Raw genomic sequence first — 12,699 nt, 5'->3', positions numbered from 1 at the left:
CACCGGCCCGCAGCCGCGATAACGACCTGAGCCCCACGGCGATGGCGGACCCGCGCCGCACGTACGCTGGAAGCGATCGTCACCCCTCGCATCAGCGGAGCACCTTTGAACGACCAGCCGGCCCCGTCGACCAACCGCCCCCGCGCCGGAGGCAAGGGCAAGCCGGGCAAGCCGCACCGCCGCCCGAAGAAGGACCCCGTACGGATCCTCGCCTTCGAGGCGCTGCGCGCGGTCGACGAGCGGGACGCGTACGCGAACCTCGTCCTGCCTCCGCTCCTGCGCAAGGCCCGCGCGAAGGGCGACTTCGACAACCGGGACGCGGCGCTCGCGACCGAGCTGGTGTACGGCACGCTGCGCCGTCAGGGCACGTACGACGCGATCGTGGCGGCCTGCATCGACCGGCCGCTGCGCGAGGTCGACCCGCCGGTGCTCGACGTGCTGAACCTGGGCGTGCACCAGTTGCTCGGCACCCGGATCCCGACGCACGCCGCCGTCTCCGCGTCCGTCGAGCTGGCCCGCGTCGTGCTCGGCGACGGCCGCGCCAAGTTCGTCAACGCCGTGCTGCGCAAGGTCTCCCAGCACGATCTCGACGCCTGGGTGGAGCGGGTCGCACCGCCCTACGACGAGGATCCCGAGGACCATCTCGCCGTCGTCCATTCGCATCCGCGATGGGTCGTCTCGGCGCTCTGGGACTCCCTCGGCGGTGGCCGGGCCGGTATCGAGGACCTGCTGGAGGCGGACAACGAGCGGCCCGAGGTCACCCTCGTCGCGCGTCCCGGCCGGACCACCGCCGAGGCGATCCTCACCGAGGTCGGAGAGGAGTCCGGGCTCCCGGGCCGCTGGTCCCCGTACGCCGTGCGCCTCACCGAGGGCGGCGAGCCGGGCTCGTTCGACCTCGTGCGGTCCGGGCGGGCCGGCGTCCAGGACGAGGGCAGCCAGCTGGTCGCCCTCGCACTCGCGAACGCGCCGCTGGAGGGTCCCGACGAGAAGTGGTTGGACGGCTGCGCGGGCCCCGGCGGCAAGGCCGCGATGCTCGCGGGGCTCGCTTCGCAGCGTGGCGCGACGCTGCTCGCCTCCGAGAAGCAGCCGCACCGTGCCGGTCTCGTCGCGAAGGCCCTCGACGGCAACCCGGGCCCGTACCAGGTGATCGCCGCCGACGGCACCCGCCCGCCGTGGCGCCCCGGCGTCTTCGACCGGGTCCTGATGGACGTCCCGTGCACCGGACTCGGCGCCCTGCGCCGCCGCCCGGAGGCCCGCTGGCGCCGCCGCCCCGAGGACCTGGACGGCTTCGGCCCGCTGCAGCGCTCGCTGCTGCGCACCGCCCTGGAGTCGGTGCGGGTCGGTGGCGTCGTCGGCTACGCGACCTGCTCCCCGCACCTCGCCGAGACCCGGGCCGTCGTGGACGACGTCCTGAAGTCCGTGGAAGGGGCCGAACTGATCGACGCGCGCCCGATGCTGGAGGGCGTCCCGGGGCTCGGTGAGGGCCCGGACGTCCAGCTGTGGCCGCACCTGCACGGGACCGACGCGATGTACCTGGCGCTGATCCGACGCACCTCGTGATCGTTTCGTAAGGTTCCGGATCCGGATGTGGTCTGGACCGGGGCGGGCAACGGCCTCCGGGCATGGCAGTCTTGGGGCATGGCCGCGCAGATCAACCCCAGCATCCTGTCCGCCGACTTCGCCCGTCTCGCCGACGAGGCGAAGGCGGTCCAGGGCGCCGACTGGCTCCACGTCGACGTCATGGACAACCATTTCGTCCCGAACCTGACCCTGGGCGTTCCGATCGTCGAGTCGCTGGCCAAGGCGACCTCGACCCCGCTGGACTGCCACCTGATGATCGAGAACCCGGACCGCTGGGCTCCGCAGTACGTGGAGGCGGGCGCCGGTTCGGTCACCTTCCACGCGGAGGCCGCGCAGGCGCCGGTGCGGCTCGCCCGCGAGATCCGGGCCAAGGGCGCCCGCGCCTCCATGGCCCTCAAGCCGGCGACGCCGATCGAGCCGTACGAGGACCTGCTGCCCGAGCTCGACATGCTGCTGATCATGACGGTTGAGCCGGGCTTCGGCGGGCAGGCGTTCCTGGACATCATGCTGCCGAAGATCCGCCGCACCCGTGAGCTGATCGCGAAGCACGGTCTCGAGCTGTGGCTGCAGGTGGACGGAGGGGTGTCGGCCTCGACGATCGAGCGGTGCGCGGAGGCCGGCGCGGACGTGTTCGTCGCCGGTTCGGCGGTATACGGCGCCGACGATCCGGCCGAGGCGGTCCGTGCACTGCGCACCCAGGCGGACACCGCCACCGCTTCCGCGGCCTGGGCGTGCGGCCACTGAGCCACGGATACGTGAACGGCGGCCGTCGGGGCTGATCGACCGCGCTGGATCTGCAAGGATGAACAGCAAATCCAGTTGTGAACAGCAGCGTGTGCCGTGCGAGTCGTGAAGACGTGCAATTCGTGAAGAAGAGCAGTGAGGAGATCGCCGTGTCCGCATCATCGGCAGGACGCGCAGCCCTGCGGATGGGACCCGCGGAGCTGGTGCAGGCGGCGGCCATGGCCCGTCGCTTCTACCTCGAGGGCAAGTCCAAGATCCAGATCGCCGAGGAGTTCGGCGTGAGCCGCTTCAAGGTGGCCCGCGTCCTCGAGACCGCCCTGGAGCGGGACCTCGTGCGCATCGAGATCCGGGTGCCGGCCGAGCTGGACGCGGAGCGCTCCGACGCCCTGCGTGCCCGCTACGGGCTGCGGCACGCGGTCGTGGTGGAGTCCCCGGCCGAGGCCGAGGAGTCCACCGACCCGGAGAACCTGGGCGAGGTCGCCGCCGACCTGCTCGGCGAGCTCGTCACCGAGGGCGACGTCCTGGGCCTGGCCTGGGGCCGCTCCACGATCCACATGGCCGCCGCCCTCGACCGGCTCCCGCCGTGCACCGTGGTGCAGCTGACCGGTGTCTACGACGCCGGGACCGCGGAGCGCGGCTCCGTGGAGGCCGTGCGCCGTGCCGCGCAGGTCTCCGGCGGCGACGCCCACCCCATCTACGCCCCGATGCTGCTGCCCGACGCCGCGACCGCCGCGGCGCTGCGCAACCAGACGGGCATCGCCCGCGCCTTCGAGTACTTCGACAAGGTCACCGTCGCCTGTGTGTCGATCGGCTCCTGGGAGCCGGGCATCTCGACGGTGCACGACATGCTCAGCGACGAGGAGCGCGCGCACTACGCCTCGCTCGGTGTCGCCGCCGAGATGTCCGCGCACCTCTTCGACGCCCAGGGCCGCCGGGTCGGCCGGGACCTCGGCGAGCGCTGCATCACGGTCGAGGCCGACCGGCTGCGCCGTATACCCGAGGTCGTCGCGATCGCGGGCGGCCAGCGCAAGGCCTCCGCCATCGACGCCGTGCTCCGCTCGGGCCTGGTCACGAGCCTGGTCACCGACACCGCCGCCGCGGACTTCCTGCTGACCGCGGGACCCGCGCCGCGGCCCGCACTGCAGCGCGCCGACCCCGACGGGGCCTGACCGGGCCGCGTCCGGGCGGGTCCGCCCGAGCCGTGGCAGCATCGGACCATGCTGTCCCGGATGCTCGGCGTGCTCCTCGTCTGCCTCGGTCTGTTCGTCTCCGGCTGCTCGTCCGGCACGGACACGACCGCGGCGGACCCCTCCGCCTCGTCGCACGCGTCCGCGCCCGCCTGGGCCGCCGGTATGGCGACCGTGCGGGAGGCGGACCTGCCCCCCGAGGCCCGCTCCACCCTGCGTCTGATCGACGCCGGCGGTCCCTTCCCGTACGCCAAGGACGGGACCGTCTTCGGGAACTTCGAGGGGGAGCTGCCCAAGGAGCGGCGCGGCTACTACCACGAGTACACCGTGCGCACCCCGGGCGAGCGAGACCGCGGCGCCCGGCGCATCGTCACCGGCGACGGCGGCGAGACGTACTACACCGATGACCACTACGAGTCGTTCAAGGCGGTGCTGCGATGAGCGGGCTCCCCGCGTCCCCGGCCGACTGGACCGTGCGCGCCCTCGACCTCGGCGGCGTGGCGGACAAGGCCGGACTCATGGACCGGATCGCCGCGGCGCTCGCGCTGCCCTCCTGGTTCGGCCGCAACTGGGACGCCCTCGCCGACGTCCTCGGCGACCCCCAGCTGATGCCCGAGGGCGCGGCCGTCCTCGTCGTGTCCGGCTGGCGCGACTTCGAGGCGCGCGACGCGGGGGAGTGGGCGACCGCCGTGGAGATCTTCGACCAGGCCTCCGCGATCACCGTACTGCTGTCCCTCGGAGGCTCGGACGATCATCCAAGGCAGGGCCCCTGACCTTGGGACGTTCGGCCCGGAGACGTGCTGCGGGCCCGCGTGGGAAAATGAAGTACGTGCTTTGCGCTCCGGCGGCAACCTTCCGGGGCCCCCTTCTACCGACTGGGATGTCCGCACGTGCGTTTCCTCAATGACATCAAGCCCGCGTACGACCTGACGTACGACGACGTCTTCATGGTGCCGAGCCGGAGCGCCGTCGGCTCCCGCCAGGCCGTGGACCTCTCCTCGCCGGACGGCTCGGGCACCACCATCCCGCTCGTCGTCGCCAACATGACGGCGATCGCCGGGCGCCGGATGGCCGAGACCATGGCCCGCCGCGGCGGCCTGGTCGTCATCCCGCAGGACATCCCGATCGAGGTCGTCACCGACGTCATCTCCTGGGTCAAGACCCGCCACCTCGTCCTCGACACCCCCATCGTGCTGGCCCCGCACCAGACCGTCGCCGACGCGCTCGCGCTGCTGCCCAAGCGGGCGCACAACGCGGGCGTCGTGGTCGACGACGAGCAGCGCCCCGTCGGTGTCGTCACGGACCAGGACCTGAGCGGCGTGGACCGCTTCACGCAGCTGTCCGAGGTCATGTCCCGGGACCTGCTGCTGCTCGACGCGGACATCGACCCGCGCGACGCGTTCAACCGGCTGGACGGCGCCAACCGCCGCTACGCCCCGGCCGTCGACAAGGAAGGCCGCCTCGCGGGCATCCTGACCCGCACCGGCGCCCTGCGCGCCACCCTCTACACCCCGGCCACGGACGCGAACGGCAAGCTGCGCATCGCCGCCGCCGTCGGCATCAACGGCGACGTGGCGGGCAAGGCCCAGCAGCTGCTCGACGCGGGCGTGGACACGCTCGTCATCGACACCGCGCACGGCCACCAGGAATCGATGATCGAGGCCATCCGCAAGGTCCGCGCGCTCGACCCGCAGGTGCCGATCGTCGCGGGCAACATCGTCGCCGCCGAGGGCGTCAAGGACCTCATCGAGGCGGGCGCCGACATCATCAAGGTCGGCGTCGGCCCCGGCGCCATGTGCACCACCCGCATGATGACCGGCGTCGGCCGGCCGCAGTTCTCCGCCGTCCTGGAGTGCGCCGCCGAGGCGAAGAAGTACGGCAAGCACGTCTGGGCCGACGGTGGCGTCCGGCACCCGCGCGACGTCGCCATGGCGCTCGCCGCCGGCGCGTCGAACGTGATGATCGGCTCCTGGTTCGCGGGCACCTACGAGTCCCCGGGCGACCTCCAGCACGACGCCCAGGGCCGCGCGTACAAGGAGTCCTTCGGCATGGCCTCCGCCCGCGCCGTGAAGAACCGCACGAGCGACGAGTCCGCGTACGACCGGGCCCGCAAGGGGCTGTTCGAGGAGGGCATCTCCACCTCGCGGATGTTCCTCGACCCGCAGCGTCCCGGTGTCGAGGACCTGATCGACTCGATCATCGCGGGCGTCCGCTCCTCCTGCACCTACGCCGGTGCCAACTCGCTGGCCGAGTTCGAGGAGAAGGCCACGGTCGGCATCCAGTCCGCCGCCGGCTACGCCGAGGGCAAGCCGCTGCACGCCAGCTGGAGCTAGTCGGAGCCGGTCCCGGCACCGCAGCACACCCGCGAACCCCGCGTCCCGCCCTTCGGGACGCGGGGTTCGCCGTTTCCCGGACGGTCAGGGGTACGCAACGGACGTAAGGGACCACGCAACGAACACCCGCCTGCGGGATCCCTGCGCAACGATCTTGCGGGGGTGCGCAAGGTTGCTGCATTACAGCTGGGAAGCCCCGTCATCTAGAGTCATCCGCTGTACGTGGCGTGGCGGAGGACGGCCTGCTCGGCGGTCCCCTGTCAGGGAGTGGGCTGTCCCGTCCCCCGCGGCCCCAACCGGCAGCGATGAAGGAGCCCACCCCGTGCTCGACCAAGGCGCACCCCCGCGCACCCCCCACACCGAGGCCGTCCCCGCAGGCCTCGGCACTCGTCTCCTGCGGCGCAAGCCGGTGGAACGCCTGGTCGCGGAGGGCGGCCAGGGTGAGGGCGGCTCGCTGCGGCGCTCGCTCGGCCTGTGGCAGCTGACCATGATCAGCATCGGTGCCACCCTCGGCACCGGCATCTTCGTCGTCCTCGGCGAGGCCGTCCCCAAGGCCGGACCCGCGGTCACGCTGTCCTTCGTGATCGCCGGTCTCACCGCCCTCTTCTCGGCGCTGTCCTATGCCGAGCTCGCCGGCACCATCCCCGTCGCCGGCTCCTCCTACTCGTACGCATACGCAACGATGGGCGAGTTCGTCGCCTGGATCTGCGGCTGGTGCCTGGTCCTGGAGTACGGCGTCTCGGTCGCGGCCGTCGCCGTCGGCTGGGGCGAGTACCTCAACGAGCTGCTCGACGGCACCATCGGCGTCACCATCCCGGCCGCGCTCTCCGCGCCGCCCGGCGACGGCGGCATCTTCAACCTGCCGGCCCTCATCGTCGTACTGCTCGCCATGGCCTTCCTGCTCGGCGGCGCCCGCGAGTCCGCCCGCGCCAACACGATCATGGTCTGCGTGAAGATCGCGGCCCTGCTGCTGTTCTGCGCGATAGGCATCAAGGGCTTCCAGTCCGGCAACTACGAGCACTTCATGCCGCTCGGGATGGCGGGCGTCAGCGCCGCCGGTGCCACGCTCTTCTTCTCGTACATCGGCTTCGACGCCGCCTCCACGGCCGGCGAAGAGGCCAAGAACGCGCAGCGCGACCTGCCGCGCGCCATCATGCTCTCGCTGATCATCGTCACCGCGCTGTACGTCCTCGTCGCGGCCGTCGCCGTCGGCGCCAAGCCCTGGAGGCAGTTCAGCGACTCCGAGGCCGCGCTCGCCGGGATCATGAAGGACGTCACCGGCCAGACCTTCTGGGCCACGCTGCTCGCCGCAGGCGCCGTCATCGCCATCGCGTCCGTCGTCCTGACCGTGCTCTACGGCCAGACCCGCGTCCTGTTCGCCATGTCCCGCGACGGCCTCGTGCCCAAGGTGTTCTCCAAGGTCCACCCGAAGACCGGCACGCCCCGCGCCAACACGGTCATCGTCTCCCTGTTCTGCGGTGTCCTCGCCGCGGCGATCCCGCTCGGCCAGCTCGCCGACGCCACCAGCATCGGCACGCTCTTCGCGTTCGCCCTGGTCAACATCGCCGTCATCGTGCTGCGCCGGACCCGGCCCGACATGAAGCGCACCTTCCGTGTGCCGCTCTCGCCGGTGCTGCCGATCCTCGGTTTCGCCTTCTGTGTGTGGATGATGGGCAGTCTGTCCGCGATCACCTGGATCGTCTTCGGTGTCTGGATGGCCGTCGGTCTCGTGTTCTACTTCTGCTACGGGATGCGACGCTCCCGCCTGAACGACGCGGACGCCCCCGTGGACGCCCCCGCGGTCGCAGAGAAGTAGCCGCGGAAAGTAACCGCAGAAAAGTGAACCTCCTGCCTTGCTGAACGATCTCGACGAACGCATCGTGCACGCCCTCGCCGAGGACGCCCGCCGCTCCTACGCCGACATCGGCCAGCTCGTCGGCCTGTCCGCGCCCGCCGTGAAGCGGCGCGTGGACCGGCTGCGGGCGACGGGCGCGATCACCGGTTTCACCGTGCGGGTCGACCCGGCCGCGCTCGGCTGGGAGACCGAGGGGTTCATCGAGATCTACTGCCGCCGCAACACCTCGCCGGAGTCGATCCGGCGAGGTCTGGAGCGGTACCCCGAGGTCGCGGCCGCCTCCACCGTCACCGGTGAGGCGGACGCCCTCGTCCAGGTCTTCGCCTCCGACATGCGGCACTTCGAGCGGGTCCTGGAGCGCATCGCGGGGGAGCCGTTCGTCGAGCGGACCAAGTCCGTCCTCGTGCTCTCCCCGCTCCTGCGCCGCTTCACCTCCGGGTCGCCCGCGTAGCTCAGCCGGTGGGGTACTCCGGCTTCCACGGCAGCACCGTGAAGTCGCCGGTGCCCTTCTTCACCACCTCGAACGGGGGCGCGCTCATGCAGCGCGGCACTTCGAGCCGGTCCTGGTCCGGATTCGACCAGGTGTAGCCGAGGCGGTCCCTGCGGCCGTCGTCGGTGACGGAGATGCCGACCCGCTTGCCCTTGAACGGGGTGTCCGACTCCGTGACGATCCCCGTCATCACGGCCGTCTTCCCGCCCGTCATCAGGCAGTCGATCCGGCCCTTCGCCCAGCCGCCCTTGCCGCCCTTGTAGTGGCTGAAGGAGAACGTGCCGTAGGCCTTCTCCGGTGCCATGTTGTCCTTCGCCGCCAGATGCGCGTCGAACGTGAACGTGATGTCCTCGTCCGGCGCCGGCCGCCACAGCTTCGCCGTCCCGGTCAGGGCCGCCGCCTCGCGGGAGGCCGCCTGATGCCGCGCCGCCTGCGGGCCGTCGAGGTCGACGGTGGCCGCGGCCGTGCCGGTCGCCGCGACCAGCAGCGCCAGCGCCGTCGCCACCAGGATCCGCGTGCGTGCCATGGGAGAACCCCCTGTGTTCACCTGCTCGCCCGGTCCTTCCGGGTGTGAGAACGATCTACCGGGAAGGGGGCCGGGGGCGTCGGGCCACGGTCGGGTCCCGTCTCCGCCGCGCGGGGGAGGCGTCGCCGCACGCTCCGCTACCGGGGGCTCACACAGGTGCGCAACGAATCGCCGGTTCGGGGCAGGCGCACGCAACGGATCGCATCCGCAGACGCAACGGTCCCGTCTTGTCCCGCCGACCGGCGAAAACGTACCGTCGATGCGATCCCTCCCACCTCTTCCGCACCGCGCGGGGGACAGGCGCGCCCTGTTCCACCCGGCATGCCTGTTCCCGCAAGGAGTCCGTACCCCATGACGTCCACGGTGCCCACGACCGCCGTTCCGCACAGCGACGGCCAGCCGCCGATCACCATGTTCGGTCCGGACTTCCCGTACGCGTACGACGACTTCCTCGCGCACCCGGCGGGCCTCGGCCAGATACCCGCGACCGAGCTCGGCACCGAGATCGCCGTCATCGGCGGCGGACTCTCCGGCATCGTCGCCGCGTACGAGCTGATGAAGATGGGCCTCAAGCCCGTCGTCTACGAGGCCGACGAGATCGGCGGCCGGCTGCGCACCGTCGGCTTCGAGGGGACCCCGCCGGACGCCGCCGGGCTGACCGCCGAGATGGGCGCCATGCGCTTCCCGCCGTCCTCGACGGCGCTGCAGCACTACATCGACCTGGTGGGCCTTCAGACGCAGCCGTTCCCCAACCCGCTGTCGCCCGCGACCCCCTCGACCGTCGTCGACCTCAAGGGCGAGTCGCACTACGCGCAGACCATCGACGACCTGCCGCAGGTCTACCGCGATGTCGCCGCGGCCTGGAACAAGTGCCTCGACGAGGGCGCCGACTTCTCCGACATGAACCAGGCGATGCGTGAGCGCGACGTGCCGCGCATCCGCGAGATCTGGGCGAAGCTCGTCGAGAAGCTCGACAACCAGACCTTCTACGGCTTCCTGTGCGAGTCCGAGGCCTTCAAGTCCTTCCGGCACCGCGAGATCTTCGGCCAGGTCGGCTTCGGCACCGGCGGCTGGGACACCGACTTCCCGAACTCGATCCTCGAGATCCTGCGCGTCGTCTACACCGAGGCCGACGACCACCACCGCGGCATCGTCGGCGGCTCGCAGCAGCTGCCGCTGCGCCTGTGGGAGCGCGAGCCGCAGAAGATCGTGCACTGGGCGCCGGGCACCTCGCTGTCCTCCCTGCACGAGAGCGGCAAGCCCCGCCCCGCCGTGACCCGCCTCGCGCGCACGGCCGGCAACCACATCACCGTCACGGACGCCGACGGCGACATCCGGACGTACAAGGCCGCGATCTTCACCGCGCAGTCCTGGATGCTGCTCTCCAAGGTGGCCTGCGACGACGAGCTGTTCCCGATCGACCACTGGACGGCCATCGAGCGGACCCACTACATGGAGTCCAGCAAGCTGTTCGTCCCCGTCGACCGGCCGTTCTGGCTCGACAAGGACGAGGTCACCGGCCGCGACGTCATGTCGATGACGCTCACCGACCGCATGACCCGCGGCACCTACCTGCTCGACGACGGCCCGGACAAGCCCGCCGTCATCTGCCTCTCCTACACGTGGTGCGACGACAGCCTGAAGTGGCTGCCGCTGTCCGCGAACGAGCGGCTCGAGGTCATGCTGAAGTCGCTCGGCGAGATCTATCCGAACGTCGACATCCGCAAGCACATCATCGGCAACCCGGTGACCGTGTCCTGGGAGAACGAGCCCTACTTCATGGGCGCCTTCAAGGCGAACCTGCCGGGCCACTACCGCTACCAGCGGCGCCTGTTCACCCACTTCATGCAGGAGTCCCTGCCCGAGGACCGGCGCGGCATCTTCCTCGCCGGTGACGACATCTCCTGGACGGCCGGCTGGGCCGAGGGCGCCGTCCAGACCGCGCTCAACGCCGTGTGGGGCGTCATGCACCACCTGGGCGGCACCACCGACCCGACCAACCCGGGCCCCGGCGACCTCTACGAGTCGATCGCCCCGGTCGAGCTGCCGGAGGACTGACCCGGACCGCGAAGCGGCAGGCGCGGGCCCGTCACACTCCGGCGGCCCGCGCCTTCTCGTAGACCTCCGTCGCCAGGTCCGTGAGCTCCCGGGCGTCCCGGGCCGAGCCCTGGAGGTCGATGAGGATCTCCTCCACGCCGACCTCGGCGTGCGCGGCGAGATCCTCCACGATCTGGTCGACGCTGCCCTGGAAGGGGGCGCGGTCCTCGCCCGTGTACGCCTCCCGCGTGTACTGCGTGTTCGCCCGCAGCACCGACTGGAGCGGGGCCGTCCGACCGCGCTCCTCGGCCAGCGCGCGCAGGTCCGCGTACTGCCGGGCCAGGGCCTCGGTGCCCATCGACACCGGCATCCAGCCGTCCGCCCGGTCCACGAGCCGGCGCATCGCCTTCGGGCTGTTCGCCGGGAGCAGGATCGGCAGGGGGCCGGCCGGCTTGGGGCCGACCTCGGACGGGGCGATCGTGGTCAGCTCGCCCTCGTACGTCACCGGGTCCGGGCCCCACACCGCGCGGCACACGTCGATCAGCTCGTCGAGGACCTGGCCGCGCCGCTCGAAGGGGGCCACGGACGCCGCCGCGTACTCGTCGTGCGACCAACCCGTGCCGAGGCCCGCCACGACGCGGCCGCCGCTCGCCGCGTCCAGCGAGGCGAGAGAGCGGGCCAGCTGGAACGGCACGTGCAGCGGGGCGACCAGGACGCTGGTGCCGAGCCGTGCCCGGGAGGTGGCGGAGGCGGCGAGGGTCAGCGAGATCAGCGGGTCGGCGACCGAGCGGTACTGGTCCGGCCACGGCAGGCCCGGTATCCCGTAGAGCCCCTGCGTGGCCGGCTCCGGGAAGAGGATCCGCTCGAAGACCCACAGGCTCTCGTAACCCGTGGCCTCCGCGGCGCGGGCCACCTCGGGGATGTCCCGCCCGATGGAGTACTGCCTCATCTGGGGCAGGCTCAGGCCGAGTCGCGTCGTCATACCGTGCTCCTTCGTCGTCCGTGATCGGTCGTCCGGGTGCAGGTGCAAGTGGGAGTACCGGGGACTCAACGCACGGCGATCACACGGGTGTTCCTGATGTGACGTTCCATCAGGAAAGTGCGGTCTGCGGTCAGTCGGGGAGCGGGGTGAGCAGCATGCGTCCCACGACGCCCACCGAGGTGTCCAGGCGCTGGGTGAACTCGGCGGCCAGCGGCGGGAGTCCGCGCAGGGCCCACAGGGCGCGGGCGGCGGCCCACGCCGCGTCCCGGGCCCGCTCGATGCTCCAGGAACCGAGCAGATGGGTCAGCGGATCGGCGATCTGGAGCAGATCGGGGCCCGGCATCAGCTCTTCGCGGATGCGCTCCTCCAGCGTCACGAGGAGTTCGCCCACGCGGTCGAACTCGTCCTCCAGACAGTCCGGTTCGCAGCCGAGCGTACGACAGGTGTCCACGACGGCCAGCGCCAGATCGTGGCCGATGTGCGCGTTGATGCCCGAGAGCGCGAACTGCAGCGGGCGTACGCCGGGATGGCGGCGGAACGTCAGGAGCGGACGCCAGCAGGCCGGCGGGCGCAGCCCGTGCGCCGCCGCGTCGACCGCGGCGAGATAGCGCTCCGCGAAGCGGACGTCCAGCGTGATCGCGGCCGCCTGGTCGGTGAAGCCGCCGCCGGGGCCCGCGTCGATCACCCGGTCGACGGTGTCCGTGACCGTGAGATAGACCCGGTTGAACACGGCCACCCCGTCCGTGGGCGGCAGATCCGCGGCGAGCCCGCGCATCCGCGCGAGCACCGTGTCGACCCCGCCGGCGAGCGCCCGGGGCTGTCCGATCTGTTCCAACTGCGCCATGCACGAAGGGTCCCAGCCGTAGGGTGACGCGGGTGTCGGCAGGCCGTGGGCTTCCCCAGAACGGGGGAACGGCGGGCGACACGAGGGGGGAGAGCGCGGTGTCAGGGTTACGTGCGCGAC

General features: G+C 71.6%; 12 protein-coding genes. 9 read left to right on the top strand and 3 right to left on the bottom strand.

Features of this window, described 5'->3' with window-relative positions:
* Positions 1 to 105: 105 nt before the first annotated feature.
* The 8 genes from ACZ4E1_RS27250 to ACZ4E1_RS27215 all read left to right on the top strand — a co-directional run bounded on the left by ACZ4E1_RS27250 (position 106) and on the right by ACZ4E1_RS27215 (position 8,151).
* The gene (locus ACZ4E1_RS27250; RefSeq protein WP_467543953.1) at positions 106 to 1,560 is read left to right on the top strand and encodes an RsmB/NOP family class I SAM-dependent RNA methyltransferase; all 1,455 of its coding nucleotides are present in this window, start codon (positions 106 to 108) and stop codon (positions 1,558 to 1,560) included.
* A gap of 78 nt (positions 1,561 to 1,638) precedes the next feature.
* Positions 1,639 to 2,325 (top strand): ribulose-phosphate 3-epimerase, encoded by a 687-nt coding sequence (gene rpe / locus ACZ4E1_RS27245; RefSeq protein ID WP_467543951.1) that lies wholly within the window; start codon positions 1,639 to 1,641, stop codon positions 2,323 to 2,325.
* 185 nt (positions 2,326 to 2,510) lie between these two features.
* Positions 2,511 to 3,494 (top strand): sugar-binding transcriptional regulator, encoded by a 984-nt coding sequence (locus tag ACZ4E1_RS27240; RefSeq protein ID WP_188341671.1) that lies wholly within the window; start codon positions 2,511 to 2,513, stop codon positions 3,492 to 3,494.
* Between the two features lie 48 nt (positions 3,495 to 3,542).
* Complete coding sequence (locus tag ACZ4E1_RS27235; protein ID WP_467543950.1) at positions 3,543 to 3,953, top strand: guanyl-specific ribonuclease; 411 nt, start codon at positions 3,543 to 3,545, stop codon at positions 3,951 to 3,953.
* Entirely contained in the window at positions 3,950 to 4,285 is a 336-nt protein-coding gene (locus ACZ4E1_RS27230; RefSeq protein WP_467543947.1) for a barstar family protein, read from the top strand. Before ACZ4E1_RS27235 ends, ACZ4E1_RS27230 begins: the two co-directional genes overlap by 4 nt.
* Positions 4,286 to 4,402: 117 nt before the next feature.
* Positions 4,403 to 5,845: a GuaB1 family IMP dehydrogenase-related protein gene (locus ACZ4E1_RS27225; protein ID WP_467543945.1), complete on the top strand. Its 1,443-nt coding sequence runs from the start codon at positions 4,403 to 4,405 to the stop codon at positions 5,843 to 5,845.
* 322 nt (positions 5,846 to 6,167) lie between these two features.
* The gene (locus ACZ4E1_RS27220; RefSeq protein ID WP_467543942.1) at positions 6,168 to 7,661 is read left to right on the top strand and encodes an amino acid permease; all 1,494 of its coding nucleotides are present in this window, start codon (positions 6,168 to 6,170) and stop codon (positions 7,659 to 7,661) included.
* Between the two features lie 37 nt (positions 7,662 to 7,698).
* Complete coding sequence (locus ACZ4E1_RS27215; protein ID WP_384627690.1) at positions 7,699 to 8,151, top strand: Lrp/AsnC family transcriptional regulator; 453 nt, start codon at positions 7,699 to 7,701, stop codon at positions 8,149 to 8,151.
* Between the two features lies 1 nt (position 8,152).
* On the opposite strand, the gene ACZ4E1_RS27210 is transcribed toward ACZ4E1_RS27215, so the two are convergent.
* Complete coding sequence (locus tag ACZ4E1_RS27210) at positions 8,153 to 8,716, bottom strand: Repetin (RefSeq protein ID WP_467543936.1); 564 nt, start codon at positions 8,714 to 8,716, stop codon at positions 8,153 to 8,155.
* Positions 8,717 to 9,067: 351 nt separating this feature from the next.
* On the opposite strand from ACZ4E1_RS27210, the gene ACZ4E1_RS27205 reads away from it, so the two are divergent.
* Positions 9,068 to 10,774, top strand: a complete 1,707-nt coding sequence (locus ACZ4E1_RS27205) for a flavin monoamine oxidase family protein (RefSeq protein WP_467543934.1) — start codon at positions 9,068 to 9,070, stop codon at positions 10,772 to 10,774.
* Positions 10,775 to 10,805: 31 nt separating this feature from the next.
* Here the strand turns inward: ACZ4E1_RS27205 and ACZ4E1_RS27200 are convergent, their stop codons facing one another.
* A complete protein-coding gene (locus tag ACZ4E1_RS27200) occupies positions 10,806 to 11,735 on the bottom strand; it encodes an LLM class F420-dependent oxidoreductase (protein ID WP_467543931.1) in 930 nt (309 codons plus the stop codon).
* Between the two features lie 130 nt (positions 11,736 to 11,865).
* Positions 11,866 to 12,579 (bottom strand): DUF5995 family protein, encoded by a 714-nt coding sequence (locus tag ACZ4E1_RS27195; protein WP_467543928.1) that lies wholly within the window; start codon positions 12,577 to 12,579, stop codon positions 11,866 to 11,868.
* Positions 12,580 to 12,699: the final 120 nt, after the last annotated feature.

The organism is Streptomyces sp. NPDC025806 (assembly GCF_055558275.1).
Note: the sequence above shows the minus strand (reverse complement) of the source record. Positions and strands in the feature narration are given on the sequence as shown.

Bases quoted from the DNA above. Each gene is read 5' to 3' on its own strand.
- rpe (WP_467543951.1), top strand. From the start codon at position 1,639: ATGGCCGCGCAGATCAACCCCAGCATCCTGTCCGCCGACTTCGCCCGT.
- ACZ4E1_RS27205 (WP_467543934.1), top strand. From the start codon at position 9,068: ATGACGTCCACGGTGCCCACGACCGCCGTTCCGCACAGCGACGGCCAG.
- ACZ4E1_RS27230 (WP_467543947.1), top strand. From the start codon at position 3,950: ATGAGCGGGCTCCCCGCGTCCCCGGCCGACTGGACCGTGCGCGCCCTC.
- ACZ4E1_RS27210 (WP_467543936.1), bottom strand. From the start codon at position 8,716: ATGGCACGCACGCGGATCCTGGTGGCGACGGCGCTGGCGCTGCTGGTC.
- ACZ4E1_RS27200 (WP_467543931.1), bottom strand. From the start codon at position 11,735: ATGACGACGCGACTCGGCCTGAGCCTGCCCCAGATGAGGCAGTACTCC.
- ACZ4E1_RS27235 (WP_467543950.1), top strand. From the start codon at position 3,543: ATGCTGTCCCGGATGCTCGGCGTGCTCCTCGTCTGCCTCGGTCTGTTC.
- ACZ4E1_RS27240 (WP_188341671.1), top strand. From the start codon at position 2,511: ATGGGACCCGCGGAGCTGGTGCAGGCGGCGGCCATGGCCCGTCGCTTC.
- ACZ4E1_RS27195 (WP_467543928.1), bottom strand. From the start codon at position 12,579: ATGGCGCAGTTGGAACAGATCGGACAGCCCCGGGCGCTCGCCGGCGGG.